Origin of the sequence: Streptomyces sp. WAC05292, assembly GCF_003949955.1 — a bacterium.
In the GTDB taxonomy this organism is placed as follows: domain Bacteria; phylum Actinomycetota; class Actinomycetes; order Streptomycetales; family Streptomycetaceae; genus Streptomyces; species Streptomyces globosus.
Window position 1 is genome coordinate 1 of the sequence record NZ_RPSE01000069.1, and the last position, 22,181, is coordinate 22,181.

The 22,181-nt window shown below is 75.2% G+C and carries 21 protein-coding genes, 1 pseudogene and 1 riboswitch; of the genes and pseudogenes, 12 read left to right on the forward strand and 10 right to left on the reverse strand.

The features are described from left to right. A partial coding sequence (locus EF903_RS10985; RefSeq protein WP_125543017.1) for a hypothetical protein occupies window positions 1-369 on the reverse strand: 369 nt, incomplete at its 3' end. Then, on the reverse strand, window positions 366-1,295 hold the full coding sequence (gene rsmH, locus EF903_RS10990) for a 16S rRNA (cytosine(1402)-N(4))-methyltransferase RsmH (RefSeq protein ID WP_229884670.1): 930 nt from the start codon (window positions 1,293-1,295) through the stop codon (window positions 366-368). The genes rsmH and EF903_RS10985, both read right to left, overlap by 4 nt. Window positions 1,296-1,636: 341 nt before the next feature. Between rsmH and EF903_RS10995 the strand changes: the two genes are divergently transcribed. The 4 genes from EF903_RS10995 to EF903_RS11010 all read left to right on the forward strand — a co-directional run bounded on the left by EF903_RS10995 (window position 1,637) and on the right by EF903_RS11010 (window position 7,162). Continuing rightward, window positions 1,637-2,206, forward strand: coding sequence for a carbonic anhydrase (locus EF903_RS10995; protein ID WP_125543019.1), 570 nt, complete (start codon window positions 1,637-1,639; stop codon window positions 2,204-2,206). A gap of 137 nt (window positions 2,207-2,343) precedes the next feature. Further along, complete coding sequence (locus tag EF903_RS11000; protein WP_125543020.1) at window positions 2,344-3,351, forward strand: MoxR family ATPase; 1,008 nt, start codon at window positions 2,344-2,346, stop codon at window positions 3,349-3,351. Beyond that, window positions 3,351-4,709 (forward strand): DUF58 domain-containing protein, encoded by a 1,359-nt coding sequence (locus tag EF903_RS11005; RefSeq protein WP_125543021.1) that lies wholly within the window; start codon window positions 3,351-3,353, stop codon window positions 4,707-4,709. The genes EF903_RS11000 and EF903_RS11005 overlap by 1 nt, the downstream gene beginning before the upstream one ends. Next, on the forward strand, window positions 4,706-7,162 hold the full coding sequence (locus EF903_RS11010) for a DUF3488 and transglutaminase-like domain-containing protein (RefSeq protein ID WP_125543022.1): 2,457 nt from the start codon (window positions 4,706-4,708) through the stop codon (window positions 7,160-7,162). Before EF903_RS11005 ends, EF903_RS11010 begins: the two co-directional genes overlap by 4 nt. 433 nt (window positions 7,163-7,595) lie before the next feature. On the opposite strand, the gene EF903_RS11015 is transcribed toward EF903_RS11010, so the two are convergent. The 3 genes from EF903_RS11015 to EF903_RS11025 are packed head-to-tail and all read right to left on the reverse strand — an operon-like array spanning window position 7,596 to window position 11,114. After that, window positions 7,596-8,228, reverse strand: coding sequence for a TetR/AcrR family transcriptional regulator (locus EF903_RS11015; protein WP_125543023.1), 633 nt, complete (start codon window positions 8,226-8,228; stop codon window positions 7,596-7,598). 29 nt (window positions 8,229-8,257) lie between these two features. Then, a complete protein-coding gene (locus EF903_RS11020; protein WP_125543024.1) occupies window positions 8,258-10,345 on the reverse strand; it encodes a YhgE/Pip domain-containing protein in 2,088 nt (695 codons plus the stop codon). After that, a complete protein-coding gene (locus EF903_RS11025) occupies window positions 10,317-11,114 on the reverse strand; it encodes an ATP-binding cassette domain-containing protein (protein ID WP_125543025.1) in 798 nt (265 codons plus the stop codon). The genes EF903_RS11020 and EF903_RS11025 overlap by 29 nt, the downstream gene beginning before the upstream one ends. A gap of 199 nt (window positions 11,115-11,313) precedes the next feature. Here EF903_RS11025 and EF903_RS11030 point away from each other — a divergent pair. The 5 genes and pseudogenes from EF903_RS11030 (at window position 11,314) to EF903_RS11050 (ending at window position 15,418) form a co-directional block, all read left to right on the forward strand. Continuing rightward, window positions 11,314-11,686: pseudogene (locus EF903_RS11030) on the forward strand (SAV_6107 family HEPN domain-containing protein). Window positions 11,687-11,768: 82 nt separating this feature from the next. After that, window positions 11,769-12,527: a methyltransferase gene (locus EF903_RS11035; RefSeq protein ID WP_125543026.1), complete on the forward strand. Its 759-nt coding sequence runs from the start codon at window positions 11,769-11,771 to the stop codon at window positions 12,525-12,527. A gap of 289 nt (window positions 12,528-12,816) precedes the next feature. Continuing rightward, window positions 12,817-13,218: a DUF3040 domain-containing protein gene (locus EF903_RS11040; protein WP_114057210.1), complete on the forward strand. Its 402-nt coding sequence runs from the start codon at window positions 12,817-12,819 to the stop codon at window positions 13,216-13,218. 115 nt (window positions 13,219-13,333) lie between these two features. After that, window positions 13,334-13,969: a DUF4126 domain-containing protein gene (locus EF903_RS11045; protein WP_125543027.1), complete on the forward strand. Its 636-nt coding sequence runs from the start codon at window positions 13,334-13,336 to the stop codon at window positions 13,967-13,969. A gap of 30 nt (window positions 13,970-13,999) precedes the next feature. After that, entirely contained in the window at window positions 14,000-15,418 is a 1,419-nt protein-coding gene (locus EF903_RS11050) for an NAD(P)/FAD-dependent oxidoreductase (protein ID WP_125543028.1), read from the forward strand. Window positions 15,419-15,452: 34 nt separating this feature from the next. Here EF903_RS11050 and EF903_RS11055 read toward each other — a convergent pair whose 3' ends face one another. From EF903_RS11055 to EF903_RS11075, 5 genes are all read right to left on the reverse strand, one after another. Then, on the reverse strand, window positions 15,453-16,346 hold the full coding sequence (locus EF903_RS11055) for a hypothetical protein (protein WP_125543029.1): 894 nt from the start codon (window positions 16,344-16,346) through the stop codon (window positions 15,453-15,455). A gap of 40 nt (window positions 16,347-16,386) precedes the next feature. Beyond that, on the reverse strand, window positions 16,387-17,304 hold the full coding sequence (metF, locus tag EF903_RS11060) for a methylenetetrahydrofolate reductase [NAD(P)H] (RefSeq protein WP_125543030.1): 918 nt from the start codon (window positions 17,302-17,304) through the stop codon (window positions 16,387-16,389). Between the two features lie 70 nt (window positions 17,305-17,374). Further along, complete coding sequence (gene thiE, locus EF903_RS11065) at window positions 17,375-18,028, reverse strand: thiamine phosphate synthase (RefSeq protein WP_125543031.1); 654 nt, start codon at window positions 18,026-18,028, stop codon at window positions 17,375-17,377. A gap of 86 nt (window positions 18,029-18,114) precedes the next feature. Then, window positions 18,115-18,480 carry an Rv2175c family DNA-binding protein gene (locus EF903_RS11070; protein ID WP_125543032.1) on the reverse strand — a complete coding sequence of 122 codons (366 nt, stop codon included), beginning with the start codon at window positions 18,478-18,480 and terminating at the stop codon, window positions 18,115-18,117. Between the two features lie 83 nt (window positions 18,481-18,563). Next, on the reverse strand, window positions 18,564-19,784 hold the full coding sequence (locus tag EF903_RS11075; protein ID WP_125543033.1) for an NAD(P)/FAD-dependent oxidoreductase: 1,221 nt from the start codon (window positions 19,782-19,784) through the stop codon (window positions 18,564-18,566). A gap of 110 nt (window positions 19,785-19,894) precedes the next feature. After that, a riboswitch (TPP riboswitch) is annotated at window positions 19,895-20,008 on the forward strand. On the opposite strand from EF903_RS11075, the gene thiO reads away from it, so the two are divergent. From thiO to EF903_RS11090, 3 genes are all read left to right on the forward strand, one after another. Then, a complete protein-coding gene (thiO, locus tag EF903_RS11080) occupies window positions 20,006-21,175 on the forward strand; it encodes a glycine oxidase ThiO (protein ID WP_125543034.1) in 1,170 nt (389 codons plus the stop codon). (Overlaps the previous riboswitch by 3 nt.) Continuing rightward, window positions 21,172-21,372 (forward strand): sulfur carrier protein ThiS, encoded by a 201-nt coding sequence (gene thiS / locus EF903_RS11085; protein WP_125543035.1) that lies wholly within the window; start codon window positions 21,172-21,174, stop codon window positions 21,370-21,372. The genes thiO and thiS overlap by 4 nt, the downstream gene beginning before the upstream one ends. 5 nt (window positions 21,373-21,377) lie before the next feature. Next, on the forward strand, window positions 21,378-22,172 hold the full coding sequence (locus tag EF903_RS11090) for a thiazole synthase (protein WP_125543036.1): 795 nt from the start codon (window positions 21,378-21,380) through the stop codon (window positions 22,170-22,172). Window positions 22,173-22,181 lie beyond the last annotated feature (9 nt).

Here is a 22,181-nt window from a genome sequence, read left to right on the forward strand (position 1 = left end):
CGGGGAGGGGGAGGGCGGCGGGGGCGCCTCCGCGGCGGCGGCGGTGCCGCTGACCTTCCCGTTCCCGTCGATGAAGGCGGGGCTGCCGCCGGGGACCATGCCGAGTTCGACGGCCCTGCGCTGGAGGGCGTCGGGGGCCGAGTAGGCGTCGACGTCGCGCTGGAGGGCCTGCTCCTCGTCGGTCAGCGCGGTGGTCTCCTTCTTCAGCTTGGCCAGCCGGAAGGAGCCCTCGTTGAGGGCGGAGTTCAGCAGCAGCAGGCTGATCAGGCCGCCGGCGAGCAGGGCGACCACCAGGAGGACGAACGGTGTGCGCGCCGCCTGCCCGGCGGGTCCGCGCTGCCCGGCCCCGCCACCGCCGCCCCTGGTCACCGGTTCGCCTCCCGGATGCGTTCGACGCCGCGGAAGCGGGCCGGTGCGGCCCGCCGGTTCTCGGCGATCTCCTCCTCGGTGGGCAGCTCGGCGCCGCGCGTGAGGAGCTTCAGCCTGGGCTGGTACTTCTCGGGGACCACGGGCAGCCCCGGCGGGGCCGTGGAGGCGGCCCCGGCCGCGAAGACCTGCTTGACGAGGCGGTCCTCCAGGGAGTGGTAGGAGAGGACGGCGATGCGGCCGCCGACCGCGATGCGGTCCACGGCGGCCGGGATGGCCCGCTCCAGGACTGACAGCTCCCCGTTGACCTCGATCCGCAGGGCCTGGAAGGTCCGCTTGGCCGGGTTGCCGCCGGTCCGCTTCGCCGCCTGCGGCAGGGATTCGCGGATCAGCTCGACGAGCCGGGCGCTGTGGGAGAAGGGCTCCTTCTCCCGCTCGCGGACGATCGCGGAGACGATCCGCTTCGCCTGCTTCTCCTCGCCGTACTGGCGCAGGATGCGGACGAGCTCGCCGGCCGGGTAGGTGTTGAGCACCTCGGCGGCGCTGACCCCGGTCGTCTGGTCCATGCGCATGTCGAGGGGTGCGTCCTGGGCGTACGCGAACCCGCGGTCGGCCTCGTCGAGCTGCATGGAGGAGACGCCGAGGTCGAACAGGATGCCCTGGACGGTGGGGGTGCCGAGGCGGTCGAGCACCTCGGGGAGCTCGTCGTAGACGGCGTGGACGAGGGTGGCGCGGTCGCCGAAGGGGGCGAGGCGCTCGCCGGAGAGCCTCAGGGCCTCCTTGTCGCGGTCGAGGCCGATCAGGCGGGCCTCGGGGAATCGGGTCAGCAGGGCCTCGCTGTGGCCTCCGAGGCCGAGGGTGCAGTCGACGACGACGGCCCCCGGCTCGTGGAGGGCCGGGGCCAACAGGTCCAGGCACCGCTGGAGCATCACCGGGACGTGTCGGGACTCGCTGGTCAAAGCGCCCTCTCAGATAACGGCGCGGCAGGCATACGCCGCGCCGCGCACGCGGAGTGTTACCAGGGGGCCGGGCAGCCGGTCAGGGCCGGGCTCCGGCCGGTTCGCGCCACTTTAGTGCAACGGCACGCCGGGTCAACGAACCGGCCCGCGCGCCGTGCGCCCGCCTCCTCCGGAACCCGCAAAAGGCGCGAATCACCCGGATGGCGGCCCCGTCCCCACCCCTGTGGGTCAGCTCACACCGGGTTGCGTTGACCCGTTTCCTCCCACGGCGTCCCGAGCCGGGCCCCATGGCGGCCACTACCGTCGGAGGCATGACGCCTTCCGCTCCCCCGCCCGCCGGATCCGCCGCCGGGTCCCCCGGCCCTTCCGGCGGCCCGCCCGGCGGCTCCGTCACCGACCGGCTGGTCGAGGCCAACCGCCGTTACGCCGCCGGTTTCCGCGACCCCGGCACGGACGCCCGGCCCGTCCTCCGGGTGGCGGTCGTGGCCTGCATGGACGCCCGCCTCGACCTGCACGCCGCGCTCGGCCTGGAGCTCGGGGACTGCCACACCATCCGCAACGCCGGCGGCGTCGTGACCGACGACGCCATCCGCTCGCTCACGATCAGCCAGCGCGCCCTGGGCACCCGCTCGGTGATCCTCATCCACCACACCGGATGCGGCCTGGAGAGCCTCACGGAGGACTTCCGGCACGAGCTGGAGGACGAGGTGGGCCAGCGCCCGCCGTGGGCCGTCGAGGCGTTCCGGGACGTCGACCAGGACGTCCGCCAGTCCATGCAGCGCGTGCGGACCAGCCCCTTCCTCCCCCACCGCGACGATGTGCGAGGCTTCGTCTTCGACGTGCACACCGGGCTCCTGCGGGAGATCGATCCCGACTCGTGAGTGACACAACCCGTGGAGCCGTCGACAATGCGGGGACGACGCCGCCCGGAACCCCTCCGGGTCCGGCGTCCGCGTCGGGATGGGCCGGCCGTGCGCAAGGGGCGCCGGTCCCGCCGGAAAGGGCCGAGGAGTACCAGGTGACGACCTATGACGACAGAGCGGGTCTCGCGGATCTGACCAGTACGGCCGAGCGCGTGCGCCGGTCCGTTGAGAGCGTGATCGAGGGCAAGCCCGAGGTCGTGCGCATCGCCCTGACCGTACTCCTGGCCGAGGGCCACCTGCTGATCGAGGACGTCCCCGGCGTCGGCAAGACGATGCTGGCGAAGACCCTCGCGAAGTCGATCGACTGCTCGGTGCAGCGCATCCAGTTCACCCCGGACCTGCTGCCCTCCGACATCACCGGCGTCAGCATCTACGACCAGCAGCGCCGCGAGTTCGAGTTCAAGCCCGGCGCGATCTTCGCGCAGATCGTCATCGGCGACGAGATCAACCGCGCCTCGCCGAAGACCCAGTCGGCGCTGCTGGAGTCGATGGAGGAGCGCCAGGTCACCATCGACGGGACCACGTACGCGCTGCCCAGCCCGTTCATGGTGGTCGCCACGCAGAACCCGGTCGAGATGGAGGGCACCTACCCCCTCCCCGAGGCGCAGCGCGACCGCTTCATGGCCCGGGTCTCCGTCGGCTACCCGAGCCCGGACGCCGAGCTGCGCATGCTCGACGTCCACGGCGGTCTCTCGCCGCTGGACGACCTCCAGGCCGTCGCGCACGCCCACGACATCGCCAAGCTGGTGGAGGCCGTCCGGGACGTGTACGTCGCCGAGCCGGTCCGCCGCTACGTCGTCGACCTGGTCTCCGCCACCCGCAGCCACCCGGACCTGCGCCTGGGCGCCTCGCCCCGCGCCACCCTGCACCTGCTGCGCGCGGCGAAGGCCGCGGCCGCCATGGCCGGCCGCGACTTCGTCCTGCCGGACGACGCGCAGGCCCTGGCCGGGCCCGTGCTGGCGCACCGCCTGCTCCCGACGGCGCAGGCCTCCCTGAACCGCCGCACCGCCGAGCAGGTCGTCCAGGACATCGTGCAGCGCACCCCCGTCCCGAGCGCGCACCCGCGCGGCGAGGTGCCCGGCGCCGGCGTCCGGGGCTTCTGATGGGCGCCGGTGCCCCGCGCGGCGCCGGCGGCGAGGGCCGGAGCTCCGGCGGGCTGCGCGCGTCGCTGGCCGGCCTGACCACCCGGGGCCGGTCCTTCCTGGCCGCGGGCGTCGCGGCGGCCCTCTGCTCGTACGTGCTCGGCCAGGCCGAACTGCTGCGCGTCGGGCTGCTGCTGGCCTTCCTGCCGCTGCTGTGCGTCGCCGTCCTGCACCGCACCCGCCACCGGGTCGCCGGCAGCCGCCGGCTGAGCCCGCAGCGGGTGCCCGCCGGGGACGAGGCGCGGGTGCAGCTGCGCGTCGAGAACGTCTCCCGGATGCCGACGGGGACGCTGATGCTCCAGGACCGGGTGCCGTACGTCCTCGGGCCGCGGCCGCGGTTCGTGCTGGACCGGGTGGAGCCGGGCGGCCGCCGAGAGGTGTCCTACCGGGTCCGCTCCGACCTGCGCGGCCGCTACCCGCTGGGCCCGCTCCAGCTGCGGCTGACCGACCCGTTCGGGCTGGTCGAGCTGACCCGCTCGTTCAGCACGTACGACGTCCTCACCGTGGTCCCCCGCACCGAGGAGCTGGCCCCGGTCCGGCTGGGCGGGCAGAGCTCCGGCTACGGCGACGGCAGCGGCCGCGCGCTGGCCCTGGCCGGCGAGGACGACGTCATCCCGCGCGGCTACCGGCGCGGCGACGACTTGCGCCGCGTGCACTGGCGCTCGACGGCCCGCTACGGCGAGCTGATGGTCCGCCGGGAGGAGCAGCCGCAGCGCAGCCGCGCCACGGTCCTGCTGGACACCCGCGGCATCGCGTACGAGGGCGCCGGGCCCGACTCGGCGTTCGAATGGGCCGTGTCGGGCGCCGCCTCGACCCTGGTCCACCTGCTGGAGCGCGGCTACTCGGTGCGGCTGCTGACCGACGGGGGCAGCGCCGTGGCCGGCGAGGGCGCGGGCTTCTCGCAGGGCGGCCAGGAGTCCGCCGAGGCCGCCGGGATGGTGATGGACATGCTGGCGGTGGTCGGGCACTCCGACGGGGCCGGGCTCTCCCGCGCGTACGACGCCCTGCGCGCCGGGGACGGCGCCGGCTTCGGCGGGTCGGGCGGCGACGGCCTGCTCGTCGCCTTCCTCGGCGAGCTGGACGACGCGCAGACGGAGCTGGCGGCGAAGATGCGCGGCCGCTGCGGCGCCGCGGTGGCCTTCCTGCTGGACCCGGCGCAGTGGGCCGGGCGGCCCTCGCGCGTTCAGGAGCGGCTGGACCGGCTGCGCGAGACGGGCTGGACGGCGCTGGCCGTGCGGCCGGGTGCCGCGTACGGCGACCTGTGGCGGCAGGCCGGAAGCGCGCCGCTCGGCACGGACTCCCCGGGGGGCTGGTCATGAGCGGACGTGCACGGCTGACGGTGTTCGCGGTCCTGGCGACGCTGCTGGCCTCCTGGTCGCTGGCCGCGCTGGTCGAGTCCTCGGGCTGGCTCCTCCAGGCCGCGGCGCTGCTGTGCCTGCAGAGCGGGGTGGGAGCCGCAGCCCGGCGGGCGCCGCTGGCGCGGCCGCTGGCAGTGGCCGCGCAGGTGCTGGTCTCCTCCCTGGTGGTGGTCTTCCTCTTCGCGGGGAAGGGCGAGTCGACCGGGACCGGGCCGATGGCGTACCTGGTGACGGACATCGGCGCCCTGTTCCGCCGCGGTGTGCAGGACGTGGCCGAGTTCGCGATACCGGCCCCGCTGACCGACGGCATCCGGCTGCTGCTGCTGACCGGGGTCCTGGTGATCGGCCTGCTGGTGGACCTGCTGGCGGTGACGCTGCGCAGCGCCGCCGCGGCCGGGCTGCCGCTGCTCGCCCTGTACTCGGTGGCGGCGGGGCTCTCCGGCGGCGCCGGCGCGCCCTGGTTCTCCTTCCTGCTGGCCGGCGCCGGCTACCTGCTGCTGCTCCTGGCCGAGGGCCGCGACCGGCTGGCCCAGTGGGGCCGCGTCTTCGGCGGCGCCCCGTCCGGCCGGGTGACGGCGTCCTCCGGGTACGGGTCGGGCGGCGCGGGCTCCGGCCGGCCGCTCTCCCCCGTGCGCACCGGCCGGCGGATCGGCGCGGTCGCCCTCGGCCTCGCGCTGGTGGCCCCGGCGGCGCTGCCCTCGCTGGGCGGCGGCGTCCTCGGCGGCCGCACCGAGGCCGACGGCGGCGGCAGCGGGGTCGGCGGGACGATCTCCGCGGTGAACCCGCTGGTGTCCCTGCAGAGCAGCCTGAACGCACAGGACAACCGGGTGGTGCTGAAGTACCGGACCGACACGCCGGCGCTGGGCGACCACTACCTGCGGATCCTGGCGCTGGACGAGTTCAACGGCGTGAGGTGGGAGGCGTCCGGCCGGGCCCTGACCGACGTCCCGGAGCGGCTGCCGAACCCGCCGGGGCTGGGCGAGCGGGTCCGCCAGGGCGCGGCGGAGGTCCGTACGAGCGTCTCGGCGGCGGACACGTACGCGCAGCGCTACCTGCCGATGCCGTACCCGGCGACGGGGGTGGACATCCCCGGCCGGTGGCGGTTCGAGCCGGTCGGCCGGACCCTGGTCGGCGACCAGCTGGCCAAGGACCGCTACCAGAACGTGCAGGGCGCGATGTACACGGTGCGGAGCCTGCTGCTGCGGCCGACGGCGGCGCAGCTGCAGTCGGCCCCCGAGCCCGACCCGGCGATCCGCGCCGAGTACACGAAGCTCCCCGACAACCTGCCGCCGGTGGTGGCGGAGACGGCGCGGCAGATCACCAAGGGTGCGAAGGACGACTACACGCGCGCGGTGCGGCTGCAGGACCACTTCGCCGTGAACGGCGGCTTCCGCTACGACACGAAGGTGGCGTCCGGCACGGGCCCGCAGGCCATCGCCCGGTTCCTGGCGGACAAGGAGGGCTTCTGCATCCACTTCGCCTTCTCGATGGCCGCGATGTCGCGCTCGCTCGGCATCCCGGCCCGGGTGGCGGTCGGGTTCACGCCCGGCGACAAGCAGGCCGACGGCAGTGTGAACGTCTCGATGCGGGACGCCCACGCCTGGCCGGAGCTGTACTTCGAGGGCGTCGGCTGGACCCGGTTCGAGCCGACCCCGCGCCAGGGGCTCACCCTGCCGGACTACGCGCGGTCCGAGGGCCCGGCGGCGCAGCCGTCGGCGCCGGCGCCGCTGCCGTCGCAGAGCGCGGCGGAGCCTTCGGCGGCCCCGTCGCAGGCCGACGCCTGCCCGCCGGAGCTGCGGCGGCTCGGCGAGTGCGGCGGCGCCGCACCGCAGGAGGCGGCCGGCGGGCAGGGCGGCGGGCCGTCCGCGGCCGCGGTCCTCGGCTGGGCGGCCGCGGCGGCGGCCGTCGTCGGCGTGCCGCTGCTGCCGCTGCTGTGGCGGTCCCGGCTGCGCAGGCGGCGGCTGGCCCGGGGCGGCGTCCTGCCGGCCTGGGAGGAGCTGCACGACGCGGCCTGGGACGTCGGCATCGCCCCGGACCGGGCGCTGTCGCCGCGGGGGGCCGCGGAGCGGCTCGTCGGGGCGGGCCGGCTCGACGGGGAGGCCGCGGCGGCGGTCCGCCGGCTGTCCGAGGCGGTGGAGCGGGCGCTGTACGCCCCGCCCGGCGCCGCGGAGGCGGAGCCGCGGGCAGCGGCGGCGCAGGACGCGTCGGCGGCGCAGGACGTGTCGGCGGTCCGGGCCGCGCTGCTGGCCGGAGCCGGCCGCCGGGGCCGGCTGCGGGCGCTGCTGCTGCCGCGCTCGGCGGCGCGGGTGCGGTGGGCGGTGCAGGCGCGGCGCGACGCCGCGGCGGCCGAGGCCGGCCGGCGGGCGGCGGCGCTGCGGGCCCGGGTGCGGCTGCCGCTGCGCGGCCGCGGCTGACGCGGGCGCAGGCCGCAGGCCGCAGGCCTCAGGCCTCAGGCCTCAGGCCTCAGGCCTCAGGCCTCAGGCCTCAGGCCTCAGGCCTCAGGCCTCAGGAAGAACGCGGTGGAACGAAGACGCCGGTGCGGCATGGCTCGATCCCCCCGAGCCGGGCCGCACCGGCGTATCCGGTGCACCGGGGACAGGCCGTCAGGCGCCGTCCCGGTGGTGGCAGGGTCCCGGTCCGCACCGGCCGCCCCGTGTCGGCGGTCCGGACCGGTTCCCCGTCCGATGCCCCAAGTCTGGCGTCCGCGCAGAGGGGAGCCCATCCGCGCACGTACTCATTCCGCTCCTGGGTACGGGTACTCAGGCTCGGCGGCGGACCGGGGCGGGTCCCACCAGTTGTACGCGGCCGGGCCCCGCCGGCGGCACCGCCGATCGGGGGTCCCGCCGGTCAGCGGTTGCCGCTGACCCGTCCCCGCAGCAGCAGCGACAGCGCGGAGTGCACGTCGTCCAGGGACCGCTCCCGCTGGAAGGACTGCCAGTCCAGCGCGGCCACCAGCACCATCCCGACGAGGGCCGCGGCCGTCAGCGGGACGTCGATCTCCGGGCTGAGCTCGCCGCGCTCCACACCCTCGGCGAGGACCGTCTCGACGACGGCCACCGCCTCCTGCCGCACCACCATCAGCGTGGACTGCCACGCCCGGTTGGTGCGCCACAGCTCGGCCACGTACAGCTGGGTGAATGCGGGGTAGCGGTCGATGAAGACGAGGCCGGCGCGGATCATCGCGTCGAGTGCCTCGACGCGGCTGCCGCCGCGCGCCTCGGTGGACTCGGCGGCCTCCCGCAGGGAGGCGGTGAGCAGGCCGACGCCGTGCCGCAGCAGCTCCTCGAAGAGGTCGTTCTTGCTCGCGAAGTTGTAGTAGACCGTGCCCTTGGCGACGCCTGCCCGTTCGGCGATCTCGTCGACCGTGGTCGCGGAGAACCCCTGTTCGGCGATGAGCGTGACGGCCGCTTCGTAGAGCTTCTGGCGTGTCGCCTGCCGGCGTCCGCCGCCGGCGGACGCGCCGGTGCTGCTGCTTTCCATGGCGCTGATTCTCACAGGTCACCGGCTCCTTACAGGCTCAGTTCGGGGTGGAGCCGGTCCATCGTCCACACCTGCTTGCCGCGGGCGGCCAGCGCGGTCAGGGCGAGGGCGCCGGCGGTGAAGGCGGCCAGGACGGCGCAGCCCTGCCAGACGGGGCCGAGGTCGCCGCCGGTGATGAGGCGGCGCAGGCTCTCGACGACGTACGACATCGGCAGGTACGGGTGGACCGCGTTGAAGAACCCGGGGCTGGTCTGGACGGGGTAGGTGCCGCCGGCCGAGGTCAGCTGGAGCATCAGCACCGCGAGGACCAGGATGCGCCCGGCCGCGCCGAACTTGGCGTTGAGCCACTGCACGATGGCCGCGAAGCAGCCGGTGACCAGGACGAGGAAGCCGATGGCCAGGGCGGGGCGGGCGAGTTCCAGGCCGAGGCCCCAGTGCAGCACGGACATCAGCATGGCGACCTGGAGGGCGCCGAGCCCGGCCACGGGCATCCACCCGGCGAGGGCGATCCGCCAGGGCGAGGCGCCCGCGGCCAGGGCCCGCTTGTTCATGGGGGCGATCAGCATGTAGGCGACCATCGCGCCGACCCAGAGGGAGAGCGGGATGAAGTACGGGGCGAAGCCGGTGCCGTAGTTGGGCGCCTTGTGGAGGGACTCGTTGGCGAGCTTGACCGGGTCGGCCATGACCTCGGTGCGCGCGTCGCGCTGCTGCCGGTCGTAGTTCGGGATCTTGTCCGCGCCCTGGTGCAGGCCGTCGGCGAGGTCGGTGTTGCCGTCGACGAGCTTGAACAGGCCGCCGTCGAGGCTGTGCGCGCCGTCGCCGAGCTTGCCGACGCCGTTGCCGATGGCGGTGGACCCGTCGGTGGCCTTGCCGATGCCCGCGTGGAGCTGGGCCATGCCGGTGGCGACCTTCTGGGCGCCGTTGTTCAGTGCGTTGATGTCGGCGGCGGCCGCGTCGAGGCGGGAGGCCAGGTGCGGGGCGCTCTCGGCGAGCTTGCGGGCCTTCTTCTCCAGGTCGGCGAGCTGCTTGCGCAGGGTGGCCAGGTCGCCGTTCGAGTCCTTGGCGAGGGCCTCGACGTCGCCGGTGAGCAGGGCGGCCTCGGCGGTGACCTCCTTCAGCTTCTTCATGTCGGCGCAGGCGGCGGGCAGCGGCTTGGGCGCGCTGCCGGTGCAGGTGCGCGTGTACGTGTCGGAGGCCAGGGCGGCCGCCTGCTTGCTGACGCGGGCGGCGGCCGGCGCCTTCTTGGAGAAGGTGTCCAGGTGGTTCTGCACGACCTTCGCGGTGTCGGCGACGAGGATCGCGGCGTCGGCCACCTGCTTGGGGTTGTCGAGGTGGGGGCGGGCCTGGGAGGCGATGCCGTTGAACTTGTCGGCGAGCTTGCGGGTGCCGGCGGCGATGTCCTTGGTGCCGGTCTCCAGCTTGCCGGCGGCCGTGTCGAGCTTCTTCAGCCCTCCGGTCAGCTCGCCGTTCTTCTCCTCGACGGTGTCGAGGCCCTCGGCGATCTCCTTGGCGCCCTCCTTGGCCTTGGTGGCGCCGTCCTTGAGCTTGTCGGCGCCGTCGGCGGCCTCGGCGGTCTTGCCGTGCAGGTCGGAGAAGGAGACGAAGATCTTGTCGAGGAACTTCCGGGAGGTGTTGGTCGAGGCGGCGGAGCGGACCTCGGCGAACACGGTGCGGGAGATCGAGCCGACGATGTAGTTGTTCGCGTCGTTGGTGCGGACCTGGAGCGCGCCGGTCTCCGGGTCGTCGCCGGAGCTGGAGGCGATCTTCTCGCTGAAGTCGGCCGGCATGGTCAGGGACAGGTAGTACGTCCCGTTCTCCAGGCCTTTGGCGGCCTGCTCGGCGCTGACCTCGTGCCATTCGAAGGTCTTGCTGTCGTGCAGCTTCTTCGTGATCTCGTCGCCGGCGGCGATGCGCTCGCCTTCGACGGTGGCGCCCTTGTCGGCGTTGACGAGGGCGACGGGCACCTTGTCGAGGCGGCTGTAGGGGTCCCAGAAGGACCACAGGTACAGGGCTCCGTAGAGCAGCGGCAGCAGGAGCAGCGCGACGAGGGCGGCCCGGGGCAGCTTCCCCCGCCCGAACCGCTTCAGCTCAAGCGCGGCCAGCTTCGGCGAGCGCATCGTCGGCCCCCTTCGTGTCGTCGTCGGTGCGGTCTTCGGCGCCGGCCGGGCCGGCGGTGTCGGCGGGCTCCGCGCCCGGGTCCGTGCGCACGACCCGGACGCCCTCGGGGGCCTGGCTGCACACCGCGAGGACGGTGGTCCCGGCGGCGGCGATCGAGCGCAGCAGCTCCCAGGCCTCCTCGCGCTCGGTGTCGGAGAGCTTGAGGTCGACGTCGTCGAGGGCCAGGAGCCGCGGCGAGTCCAGCAGGGCGAGGGCGAGGGAGAGCCGTACGGCTTCCAGGCGGTCCAGGTCGCGGACGGAGGTCCGCAGCCCCTTGGGCAGGGTTTCCGGGTCGAGGCCGACGGCGTCCAGCGCCGCGTCGATCCGGGCGGCGGCCTCCTTGCCGCGGCTGCCGGGCGGGCGCAGCAGGGCGCGCAGGGGGCCCTCGTAGCGCCGCTGGAGCAGGGCCCCCTCGCGCAGCTGCTCGCCCACGGTCAGGGCCTGGTCGAGGTCGTTGACCCCGGGGACCGGACCGAGGCCGGCGATGCGGCGGACCGCGCCCATCCGCTTGGGCAGCGGGAGCCCGGCCACCTCGGCCCGGCCCGCGGTGGGCTTCATGCGCCCCGTGAGGGCGAGCAGCAGGCAGGTGCGCCCGCTGCCGGACGGGCCTTCGATCGCGATGAGCGTGCCGGGTGCGGCATCGACGTCCACTCCGCGGAACGCCCAGCCGCGCGGGCCCTTGAGTCCGAAGTCCCGGGCTTTGACGGCCGCGCCGTGCGGGCTGTCCACTCCGCCCCCTCCCTTTTGAACTGACCAGTCAGTCCAAAAAGTAGCAGCCTTGCCGCCGGTCCGCGCGCCCGGGGGGTCGATTGCCCCGATGTGGGCAGGAAAACCGCAGGTCGGCGTGATTGTCAGTGGTGCCCGCGACGATGGAGCAAGGCATCACCAGGCGCCGCGAAGAGCAGTACGCAACGACAGGAGGTTCGTCATGGCCACACCGTCCCCGTCCCCTGTCCACCCCGTCCCGCGCAGGTCGGCCGCTCCGCCGGCCGCGCTCGACCTGCTCGCCAAGGCCCGCAGCGGCCTGGCCGAGGCATCCGCCCTGACCCGTCCCAACGAGCGCTACGCCACGGCCCACCTCGCCGCGCTGCGCACCGCGGCCGCCGTCCTCGCGGCCCGGGCCCGGCATACCCGACGCCGCGAGCGAGGAGGACGCCGCGTACCTGCTGCGCGCCGCGGAGATGTTCCTGCGGCTGGTCGAGCGGATGCTCGCCCTCCGGCCGGCGGCCCGGCCGCTGCCGGAGCAGGCACTGCCCCAGCCCCGCCCCGAGCCGCGCCCGGAGCGTCCGGACGCGGGATGAGCTGCACCGCTGCCGGAGGCAATAGGGTGGGGCACGCATCGCACGCTTTGCCCGCCCCTTCCGCGCCGAGGAGTCATCAGCCGTGTCGGACACTTCCCGCCCCCGTGCCTCCCTCCGCACCGCCGTGGTGTGGGAGGTCCTCAAGGAGGCCCTCGACCGCCGGGTGAAGGCGACCGGGCGGGACGTGCTCGACGTGCTGGACACCGGCGGCGGCACCGGCATGTTCGCGGTCCCGATCGCCCGCCTCGGCCACCGCGTCACCGTGGTCGACCCCAGCCCGAACGCGCTGTTCGGGCTGGAGCGCCGGGTCGCCGAGGCCGGCGTCGCCGACCGGGTCCGCGGCGTCCAGGGCGATGCCCAGGGCCTGCTCGACGTCGTCGAGCGGGAGGCCTACGACGTGGTCGTCTGCCACGGCGTCCTGGAGTACGTCGACGACGCGGCCGAAGGCGCCGCCAACGCCGTCGCCGCCCTGCGCCCCGGCGGGACGCTCAGCCTGCTCGCCGCCGGCCTCGGCGGCGCCGTCCTGGCCCGCGCCCTGGCCGGCCACTTCACCGAGGCCCGCGCGGCCCTCGGCGACCCGGCCGGCCGCTGGGGTGCGGGCGACCCGGTGCCCCGGCGCTTCACCGCCGGCCAGCTCGCCGACCTCGTGGCCGGCGCCGGCCTGGAGGTGGGCGCGGTCCACGGCGTCCGCGTCTTCGCCGACCTCGTCCCCGGCGTCCTCGTGGACACCGAGCCCGGAGCGGTGGAGGCGCTGATGCGCCTGGAGGAGGCCGCGGCCGAGCTGCCCGCCTTCCACGCCATCGCCACCCAGCTGCACGTCCTCGGCGAGAAGCCCGCCTGATCCCCCGGCGCCGCGGCCGGCCGGGGCGGTTGTGCGGACTCCCTCCGCTCCGGGCGGGCGCGCCGTATGATCGGGGCACCACCCGGCATGGCGGGCGGATCAGCGGGGAATAACGACCTCGCTGCCCCGGCCGCACGGCCCCGCGCCGTACCGGCGGTGGGCAGTGCTTTTCCGGGCGGTGCATTTTTCGAACCCGGCGCGGAGGGCGGGTGTCACGGGGGCGATTCCCCGCCTATCCTGAAGGGACCCTGGTCGCTCCCCCCGCGACCGACGGATGAGGAGGACTCCCGTGCCGCTCTCGGAGCACGAGCAGCGAATGCTCGAGCAGATGGAGCGAGCGCTGTACGCCGAAGACCCCAAGTTCGCGACAGCGCTTGAGGGAAGCGGACTGCGCACGTACACCCGGCGACGGGTCTACCAGGCAGTCGCAGGCATTGTGGTGGGTATCGCGCTCCTCATGACCGGTGTGATCGTCCCGAACGTACTCTGGGTCAGCGTGGTGGGTTTCCTCGTCATGCTGGGTTGTACGCTCCTCGCGGTCACCGGTTGGCGCAAGGCGCCCAAGCCTGGCGAGCAGCCCGTCTCCGGCAGTGCAGGCGGTTCGGCCCACGGCCGGAACCGGCAGCGTCGGTCGATGATGAACCGCATCGAGGAACGGTGGCAGCGCCGCCGCGACGAGCAGGGGCACTGACGTCCCCGGCCGGGCGCGATGACGGGGACGGCGGCCCACCGCGGCCGTTCCCCCACGCGTTCGGCCCAGGGCCGCGCCTGCCGGACGCCGCCGCGCGCCGCGGCCCGATGATCCGGTGAGCGTCCTCCCCCTGGTCTTCACCAGCGGCTGGGCCAGCGGCATCAACGCGTACGCCGTCGTCCTCCTGCTGGGCGTCTTCGGTGCGACCGGCCTCAGTGACGACGTCCCCCCGGCCCTCCAGCGCACCGACGTCCTGATCGCGGCCGGCGTCCTCTTCCTGTGCGAGGCCGTCGCCGACAAGATCCCGTACGTGGACTCCGCCTGGGACGCCGTCCACACCGTCGTCCGGCCGGTCGCCGGGGCCGTCGTGGGGGCCCTGCTGGCCGGGCAGAGCGGCTCCCTCTCCGATCTCGCGGCCGGCGCGATCGGCGGCACCACCGCGCTCGCCAGCCATGCCGTCAAGGCCGGCACCCGCATGGCCGTCAACACCTCCCCCGAGCCGGTCAGCAACATCGCGCTGAGCACCGCCGAGGACATCGGCGTCGCCGGCGTCATCGCCTTCGCCGTCTTCCATCCCGTCGCCGCCGCCGTCGTCGCGGCCGTCCTCCTCGCCCTCGGCCTGGCCGTCCTCGTCCTCCTCTGGACCCGGATCCGCCGCTTCCTGCGCCGCCGCGCGCAGCGCCGCGAGGAGAAGCGGCTGGCCGGGCACGCCCGTGAGCCCTCCGGCCCGGCGGCGGGCCCGCCCCGCTGACCCCCGGCACCGCTCGATAGGGTCGGGCGCATGGCACGAATTGCGGTGATCGGCGCCGGCATGGGCGCGATGGCCACGGCGGCCCGGCTGGCCGTCGCAGGGCACCAGGTGACGGTGTACGAGCAGGGTCCGACGTACGGCGGCGCCGTCGGCCGCCGCACCCGCGGGGGCTTCGCCTTCGACACGGGGCCGGGGCTGCTGCACCTGCCCGCGGTCTACCGCGACCTGTTCGTCAAGACCGGCAAGCGCCCCCTCGAGGACTGCGTCGACATGGTGCAGGTCGACCCCGCCGTCCGGCACGTCCTCGCCGACGGCACCGAGGCCGTCCTGCCCGCCGTCTCCCGCGGCGGCGCCGCGGCCGCCCTCGACCGGGCCTTCGGCCCCGGCACGGGCGAGCGCTGGAACGGCGTCCTGAACCGGGCCCGCGCCGCCTGGGACGCCACGCGCCGCCCCCTGCTGGAGGAGCCCCTGTGGCCCGACTGGCAAGTGCTGGGCCGCGACCCGTACCCGGCCGTCCGCAAGAGCGGGCTGCTGCGCCGGCGCCCGCCCACGCTCGCCGAGACCGCCGCCCGCGAGCTCGGCGGGCCCGCCGGCGAGCTGCTGGCGGCCCGGGTGGGGGCGTACGGGCTCGATCCGGCCTCCGTGCCCGCCTCCGCGGCCGTGCTGCCGTACATGGAGCAGACCTTCGGCAGCTGGTACGTGCGCGGCGGCATGCGGGCGCTGGCCACCGCCCTGTACGAGCGCTGCCTGGAGCGGAAGGTCTCCTTCGTCTTCGACGCCCCGGTCCGGGAGGTGCTCGCCCGCGCCGGCCGGGCCGCGGGGCTGCTGCTGGCCGACGGGACGGAGGCCGCCGCCGACTCCGTGGTGTGCGCGGCCGACCCGCGCGGCCTCGGCGGGGTGCCGCTGCCGCCCGGCGGGGTGTCCGCCCGCGGCCCCGGCGTGGCGAGCCGGCTCACGCTCTTCCTCGCGCTGCGCGGCGAGCGGCCCGCCGGCACCGTGCACCGCACCCTGGTGCACTCCCCCGGCGCGCCGGTCACCGTCCTGCGCCCCGACGACCCGGCCGTCGTCCCCGACGCGGGCCACGAGGCGGTCACCGTGACGGCCGTCTGCCCCGCCGCCGGCGCGGGCCCCGCGCCCGGTCCGGAGGCCCTGCTGGAGTCGGCCGCGCGGGCCGTGCCCGGCCTGCGCGACCGGCTGCTGTGGCACGAGGTGCACGCGCCGGCCGACATCGCGGCCGCCACGGGGGCCGCGGGCGGCGCGGTGCCCCCGCCCGCGCTCGCCGGAGCGGACGGCCGGCTGCTGTACCCGGCCAACACGACCGGGCTGCCCGGCCTGTACCTGGCGGGCGGGTGGGCGCACCCCGGCGGCGGGCTGCCGCACGCCGGGATGACCGGGGCCCTGGTGGCCGGGCTGATCGTGGAGGGCGCCGGATTCCGCGGCTCGCAGTGAGGCGGGCCGGCCAGGGGCGGGCCGGCCGGGGGCCTCAGTAGCGGTACTGCTCGTATTCGCCGGTGCCCTGGTACGGGTACTGCCGGGGCTGCTGGTACGGCCCGCCCGCCTGGTCGTCCTCCGGGTACGGCTGCGCGACGTCCCGCTGCTGCGGCACCCACACCCCGCCGGGCGGGGTGTCCGTCCCGTACGGGTCCTGGGCGCCCCCGCCGTACGGGTCAGGGGCCTGGCCCGCGTACGGGGTGTAGTCGTACGGCTGCTGCGGGATGACGCCGCCGCCGGTGCCGATGTACGGGTCCGAGTAGGCCGCGTACACCTGCTGGCCGCCGGCGTCCGGGTAGCCGGCGGAGTAGTCGTAGCCGCCGCCCTGGGACTGCGCGTCCTGGTAGGCGGCGTAGCCGTGCGCGTCCTGCTCGGCCGCGCCGGCGGCGAAGCTCTGTATCCCGTACGTGCCGGTCTCGTCGGGCAGCGGCTCCGGGCTGTAGAACTCCTCGGTCGCCGCCCGGAAGCGCGGGCGGGGCTCCTGCTCCGCGGACTCCGCGCCGCCGCTCCCGGCCGCCGCTCCGGCCCCTTCGGAGCCGTACTCCAGCGAGGTCACCTCCAGCGCGGGCCCGGTGCGCGCGGCACCGCCGCGGCGCCGCCGGGTGGGCCGGTCGGGCGCGGCAACCGCCTTGCCGCGGCGCAGCGCCCAGCCGGCCTCGAAGCCCTTGCGGAAGGACAGCGTCACCAGCGTCTGGCCCACGGCGAACGCGGCCGCGCCGACGGCGATGACGAGGACCGACGGCAGGACCACCCCGGCGACGACGCCGACGAACCCGGCGAACGCGAGCAGCCTCCAGCGCAGCCGGGCCTTGTACTGCATCAGGACCTCGGCGAGCAGCCACAGCGCGACGAAGCCGAACGCGATGTAGAGGACCGTCATTCCCATGCGTGGCACCCCTCGGTACGGCCGCCCTGGGAACGGCCGATCAGGCCCGCTTGTGCAGGCCCAGGTTCTCGTAGATCTCGAGGGTCGCCGTGGAGTTGTTCAGCGTGATGAAGTGCAGCCCCGGGACACCCTCGGACAGCAGCCGCGCGCAGAACTCCGTGGCGAACTCGATCCCCATGGAGCGTACAGCGGCCGGATCGTCCTTGACGGCGAGCATGCGCTCTTTCACGGCGTCGGGGAAGACCGCGTTGCTGAGCTGGGGCAGCCGGTCGAGCTGCCTGACGGCCACAACAGGCATGACCTCAGGGATGATAGGGGTCTCGCAGCCCGCCTTCTGGGCGCTGTCGCGGAGCCGCAGATAATTCTCCGGATCGAAGAACATCTGGGTGATCGCATAGTCGGCGCCCGCACGGCACTTGTCCACGAAGTGCCGGATGTCCGTATCCCAGTCGGTGGACCGGGGGTGCATCTCGGGGAACGCGGCGACGCCCACGCAGAAGTCCCCGGACTCCTTCAGCAGCCGGACGAGGTCGGCGGCGTAGTGGACGCCCTCGGGGTGCGCCACCCACGGGCCCATGGGGTCGCCCGGCGGATCGCCGCGCACGGCCAGCATGTTGCGGATGCCCGCGTCGGCGAACTGTCCGATGACGTTGCGCAGCTCGGCGATCGAGTGGTCGACGGCGGTGAGGTGCGCGACGGGGGTGAGTGTGGTGTCGGAGGCGATCTGCTGGGTCGCCTTGACGGTGCCGCCGCGGGTGGACCCGCCGGCGCCGTAGGTGACGGAGACGAAGCTGGGGGCCACCGCCTCGATGCGCCGCAGCGCGTCCCAGAGGTTGCGTTCGCCCTTCTCCGTCTTGGGTGCCCAGAACTCGAAGGAGTACGAGGGGTCCCCGGACGCCAGCAGGTCGCGGACCGTGCGGGCGCGGTCCGTTCGGGTGGAAGCTGTTCCAAGGGCCATACCGGCAGGTTAGACGGGCGTTCGCGGACTCCGAAGCCGCGTCCACCCACTGGACACGTTTTTGGACACCTCAGGCGGTGCGGGCCCGGACGCGGGCGGCCAGCCCGGCGGCCGCGGCCCCCGGGTCGGAGGCCTCCGTGAGGGCGCGGACGACGACGATCCGGGTGGCGCCGGCGTCGAGGACCTCGTCGAGGTTGCCGGCGTCGATCCCGCCGATGGCGAACCAGGGGCGGTCCTGGCGCAGGGAGGCCGCGTACCGGACGAGGTCGAGGCCGGGGGCGTGCCGGCCGGGCTTGGTGGGGGTGGGCCAGCAGGGGCCGGTGCAGAAGTAGTCGACGCCGGGTTCGGCGGCGGCCGCGGCGACCTCGGCCTCGGCGTGGCAGGAGCGGCCGATCAGGACCCCGTCGCCGAGGATCGCCCGGGCGGCCGGGACGGGGATGTCGCCCTGTCCGAGGTGGAGGACGTCGGAGCCGACGGCGTGCGCGACGTCGGCGCGGTCGTTCACCGCGAGGAGCTTCCCGTGGCGGCGGGCCGCCTCGGCGAACACCGCCAGGTGCTCCAGCTCCTCGCCGGCCTCCATGCCCTTGTCGCGGAGCTGGACGATGTCCACGCCGCCGGCGAGGACCGCGTCGAGGAACTCGGGGAGGTCCCCCTGCCGCTTGCGGGCGTCCGTGCACAGGTAGAGCCGGGCGTCGGACAGCTTCTGCCGCACGGTCGCGGACATGGGTACCCCCCTGGGTGGTGCGGCGGGCGGGCCCCCGCCGCACACGGCGGGGGCCCGCCCGCCAGGTCGGATCTGTCGGGCTCGGCTCAGAGGGCGAGCGCCTGGGCGCGGCGCTTGACCTCCGTGCCGCGATTCTCGCGCAGCGCCTGCACGGGGGTGCCGGGCAGGGTCGGGTCGGCGGTGAAGAGCCACTCCAGCATCTCCTCGTCGGAGAAGCCGTCGTCCTTCAGCACGGTCAGCAGGCCGGTGAGGCCCTTGACCAGCTTGTCGCCGTCGATGAAGTCGGCGGGGACCTGGAGGGCGCGGTTCTCCCCGCGGCGCACCGCGATCAGCTGACCTTCCTTGACCAGCTGGCGGACCCGGGTCACTTCGACGCCCATCATCTCGGCGATGTCGGGGAGGTGGAGCCAGGCGGGGACAAGGGCATCGATCTTTGCGTCAATCTCGGTCACGGCACAAGCCTGCCACCTCCCACGGGCCGCCGGTACCCGGGCCGACCCGTCCGGGGCCGCCCGGCCGCCCGGCCGGGCGGAGGCTACGCGGCCGCCGCCTTGAGCGGGGTCTGCGGGTCCGCGACGCGGGCCGGGTCGACGGGGCTGCCCGCCTCGATGAGCCGGCGGCCCTGGGCGAGGTCCCGGGGGCGGCCCACCGCCAGGATCGCGACCATGGCCCCGGCGCGCAGCCAGCACACCGACCAGGCCTGCCCGGCGGGGTCGCCGCGCCACAGCAGGGTGTCGGCGTCCGCATGGTGGCCGGCGTACTGGACGAACCGGCCGAACTGCTCCGACCAGAAGTACGGCACCGGGTCGTACGCCTCCACGGGCTCCCCCGCCAGGATGTTCGCGGCGACGACCCGCGGCCCCTGGAGGGCGTTGTCCCAGTGGTGCACCAGCAGCCGGGCCCCGTAGCGGGCCGAGGGGAAGGAGGCGCAGTCGCCGACCGCGTACACCCCGGGGACGGAGGTCCGCAGGTGGGCGTCGGCGGTGACCGAGCCGTCGGGGCCCAGCTCGACGCCCGACCCGGCGAGCCAGCGGGTGGCGGGCCTGGCCCCGATGCCGACGACGACCGCGCCGGCGGGCAGCTCGCGGCCGTCGGCCAGCAGGACCCGCCCGGCCTCGACGGACGCCACCCGGGCGGAGGTGAGCAGGTCGGCGCCGATCTCCCCGTACCAGCGGCCCATCGCGGCGGCGACCTCGGCGGGCAGCGCCCCGGCCAGGACCCGGTCCGCGGCCTCGACGACGGTGACGGCGCAGCCGGCCTCGCGGGCGGCGGTCGCGAACTCGGCGCCGATCCAGCCGGCGCCGACGACGACGGTCGCCGGGGCGCGCGCGATGACCGGACGCAGCCGGGCCGCGTCGTCGAGGGTGCGCAGCAGGTGGACGCCGGGCACGCCCTCGGCTCCCGGCAGGGTCAGCGGCTCGGCGCCGGTCGCCAGCACCAGGACCCCGTACGGGACCGGCCCGGCCTCGGTGTCCAGCTCGCGGTCGGCGGGCCGCAGCCCGGTCACCTCGACGCCGAGCCGGAGCGTGATCCCGAGGCCCTCGAAGTCGACGTCGAAGGCGGAGTCCTCGGCCTTGCCGAGCAGCACCGCCTTGGACAGCGGGGGCCGGTCGTACGGCTGGTGGGGCTCGGCGCCCAGCAGGGTGACGGGGCCGGTCCAGCCCTGCTCGCGCAGGGCCACCGCGGTCTGGACCCCGGCCATCCCGGCGCCGACGATGACGACGCCGTGCTCGTTCTGTTCCGTCTGCTCGCTCACGCGACCACCCTAGCGACCTGACGATCAGTCAGTGAAGTTGCCGCGGGGTCCGGCGGGGCGGCCCTCCGGCCTCCTCCCGCTCCCGGAAGAGGAACGGCTACTGTGGCCACCGTACCTGTCGCGGGAGTCCGGGCGCACCGGGCTGAGAGGGAGGCTGAAGCTGCCTCCGACCGTACGAACCTGATCCGGGTCATGCCGGCGAAGGGAGGGGCTGGACGCCCATGCACTCATCTCGGAAGGGATCCGACGTCCTCGTCATCGGGGGCGGGATCATCGGCCTGGCCACCGCCTGGCGGGCCGCGCGCCGCGGGCTGCGCACCGCGCTCGCCGACCCCGCGCCCGGCGGCGGCGCGGCCCGGGTCGCGGCCGGCATGCTCGCCGCGGTCACGGAGCTCCACTACGGCGAGGAGACCCTGCTGGGCCTCAACCTCGCCTCCGCCGCCCGCTACCCGGAATTCGCCGCCGAGCTGGCCGACGCCAGCGGCGGCATGGACATCGGCTACCGGGCGTGCGGCACCCTCGCCGTCGCCCTCGACGCCGACGACCGGCTCCACCTGCGGGAACTGCACGCCCTCCAGCGGCGCTGCGGCCTGGAGTCGGAATGGCTCACCGGCCGCGAGTGCCGGCGACTGGAGCCGATGCTGGCCCCCGGCGTCCGGGGCGGCCTGCGCGTGGACGGCGACCACCAGGTGGACCCGCGCCGGCTCGCGGCCGCCCTGCTCGCCGCCTGCGAACGCGCCGGGGTGGACATCCGCCGGGCGCACGCCGAACGCCTCCTCCTCGAAGCCGACCGGGCGGCCGGCGCCGTCCTCGGCGACGGCACCGAGCTGCGCGCCGGGCAGACCGTCCTGGCCGCCGGATCGCTCAGCGGGCGCCTCGCCGGCGTGCCGCAGGAGGTCCTGCCGCCGGTGCGGCCCGTCAAGGGGCAGGTGCTGCGGCTCGCCGTGCCGGCGGCGTACCGGCCGTTCCTGTCGCGGACGGTCCGGGCGGTCGTGCGCGGCAGCCACGTCTACCTGGTGCCGCGGGAGAACGGCGAGCTCGTCGTCGGAGCCACGAGCGAGGAACTCGGCTGGGACACCACGGTCACCGCCGGCGGTGTGTACGAACTCCTGCGCGACGCCCACGAGTTGGTGCCCGGCATCACCGAACTCCCGCTGACCGAGACCCTGGCCGGGCTGCGGCCCGGCTCCCCCGACAACGCCCCGCTGCTCGGCCCGACCGCCCTGCCCGGCCTGCACCTCGCCACCGGGCACTACCGCAACGGGGTCCTGCTGACCCCGCTCACCGGCGACGCCATGGCCGAACTGCTGGCGACCGGCACGCTGCCGGACGTCGCGCTGCCGTTCAGCCCGAGCCGCTTCTCCACCGCACGTCAGGAGGCGTACGCATGACCATCTCCGTCAACGGCGAGCCGCGCGAGGTCGCGGCCGGCACCACCCTCGACGCGGTGGTCGCCACCCTCACCACGGCTCCGTCGGGCGTCGCGGCCGCCCTCAACGAGGCCGTCGTACCGCGCGGCCAGTGGCAGCGGACCCCGGTCGGCGACGGCGACCGGATCGAAATCCTCACCGCCGTCCAGGGAGGCTGAGCGCGATGGCCGACGACGTGTTCGCCCTCGGCGGGCGCACCTTCACCTCCCGCCTGATCATGGGGACGGGCGGAGCGCCCAGCCTCGACGTCCTGGAACGGTCCCTGGCCGCCTCCGGCACCGAGCTGACGACCGTGGCGATGCGCCGCCTCGACCCCACCGTCCAGGGCTCGGTCCTCTCCGTCCTCGACCGGCTCGGGATCGCGGTCCTGCCGAACACGGCGGGCTGCTACACCGCCGGCGAGGCCGTCCTCACCGCGCGGCTCGCGCGGGAGGCGCTCGGCACCGACTGGATCAAGCTGGAGGTCGTCGCGGACGAGCGGACGCTGCTCCCGGACGGGGAGGAGCTCCTCCAGGCCGCCGAAACCCTGGTGGACGACGGCTTCACCGTGCTGCCGTACACGAGCGACGACCCGGTCCTCGCGCGCAAGCTGGAGGACGCCGGATGCGCGGCCGTCATGCCGCTCGGCTCGCCGATCGGGTCCGGGATGGGCATCCGCAACCCGCACAACTTCGAGCTGATCGTGGAACGGGCCGGCGTGCCGGTGATTTTGGACGCGGGGGCAGGCACGGCATCCGACGCCGCCCTGGCGATGGAGCTGGGGTGCGCGGGCGTGATGCTGGCCTCGGCCGTGACCCGGGCGCAGGCGCCGGTGCTGATGGCCGCCGCCATGCGGGACGCGGTGTCCGCGGGCCGGCTGGCCTACCGCGCCGGCCGCATCCCCCGACGCCGCTTCGCCGCGGCGTCCTCCCCCGCGGAGGGGCTGGCCGCCCTGGATCCGGAACGCCCGGCGTTCTGACCGCTGGGG